The sequence below is a fragment of the Paragemmobacter kunshanensis genome, from assembly GCF_011059185.1.
Classification (GTDB): Bacteria; Pseudomonadota; Alphaproteobacteria; order Rhodobacterales; family Rhodobacteraceae; genus Paragemmobacter; species Paragemmobacter kunshanensis.
Window position 1 is genome coordinate 1 of record NZ_JAALFE010000092.1, and the last position, 1,170, is coordinate 1,170.

2 protein-coding genes and 1 pseudogene are annotated in these 1,170 nt (G+C 68.8%); 2 read left to right on the top strand and 1 reads right to left on the bottom strand.

Annotation, left to right across the window (positions count from 1 at the left end; genetic code table 11):
* Nucleotides 1–200: pseudogene (locus G5V65_RS21890) on the bottom strand (hypothetical protein); the annotation flags it as partial.
* A gap of 111 nt (nt 201–311) precedes the next feature.
* Between G5V65_RS21890 and G5V65_RS21895 the strand changes: the two are divergent.
* Together G5V65_RS21895 and G5V65_RS21900 are read left to right on the top strand one after the other, a co-directional pair.
* On the top strand, nt 312–536 hold the full coding sequence (locus G5V65_RS21895; RefSeq protein ID WP_165054739.1) for a hypothetical protein: 225 nt from the start codon (nt 312–314) through the stop codon (nt 534–536).
* Nucleotides 537–625: 89 nt separating this feature from the next.
* On the top strand, nt 626–1,170 hold a 545-nt coding region (locus G5V65_RS21900), incomplete at its 3' end, for a DUF3489 domain-containing protein (RefSeq protein ID WP_165054742.1).

The following is a 1,170-nucleotide window of genomic DNA, read 5'->3' on the forward strand; positions in this document are numbered from 1 at the left end:
GGGACGGGCTTCAGCTTCGGTTCGGGTGGCTTCCGGGTCTTGGACGGGTCCGTCGTCTCGGCACGCCTGGCGTCGCTTGCGGCTGCGTTGATGCTGCCGTCGGGATAGAGGACCAGCCGTTCGGCGGTCTTTGCCTTCTGGATCGCGCCCCGCGACAGCCCGACATGGGCGGCGTACTGGCGCTCGCTCATGCCCTGCATCGACGGCTCCGATTATCATTCCAAATCATGTGCTTATCTCGTTGATAAGCATCGCGGACAGAGCGAACGTGCCTCCAACGAAGCGATGCAACTCACTACGGAGCCACCAGAATGACCCGCCGCGCACAGGACAACACGAAAGCCCTCGACGCCTTCATCGCCAAGAAGGCCGAGATCGACGCGATGCTCGCCCGACTTCAGGCGCTCAGCGACGATCATTTCAACTTCGATCCCGAAGCGGTCAATTGGGGCAGCGTCGGCTCGATTGGCAGCGTCGCCAGCGACCTCCGGAAGATCACCGATTTCCTCTTCGGCGAGGGAGAACACGCCGAGTAGCCGACCCAACCATCGCGCCAGCCCCGCCCTGCGGGGCTTGGCCTCGTAGAAGGGCACGCATCCCGCGCGCCCCGATACGGGAGACGACGATGACCCAGCTTTCCGACACCCAAGCCCTGATCCTGAGCGCCGCCGCCCAGCGGCCCGAGCACATCGCCCTGCCGCTCCCCGACAGCCTGCGCGGCGGGGCCGCCGCCAAGGTGGTCGGCGCGATGCTCGCCAAGGGCCTCCTGCAGGAGGTCGACGCCGACCTGCGTAAGGGCGAGCCCGTCTGGCGCGAGACCGGCGACGGCCACGGCGTCACGCTGGTCGCCACCGACGCAGGCCTCGCCGCCATCGGCATCGGGCCCGAAGTCGCGAACAGCGTGCCCACGGGCGCCAACGAACTGCCGAGCGACGCGCCCGCGCCGGATGCCGCCACCGCCCCCGAAGGCGGGCCCAAGGCGCGCACGCCGCGCGAGGGGACGAAGCAGGCCACGCTGATCGCCATGCTGCGCGCGCCGGAGGGCGCGACCATCGAGGAGATCATGGCCGCGACCGGCTGGCAGTCGCACACCGTGCGCGGCGCGATGGCCGGGGCGCTGAAGAAGAAGCTCGGACTCGAGGTGACCTCGGAGAAGGTCGAAGGACGCGG

Coding starts and splice junctions, on each gene's coding strand:
- G5V65_RS21895 (WP_165054739.1), top strand. CDS start 312: ATGACCCGCCGCGCACAGGACAACACGAAAGCCCTCGACGCCTTCATC.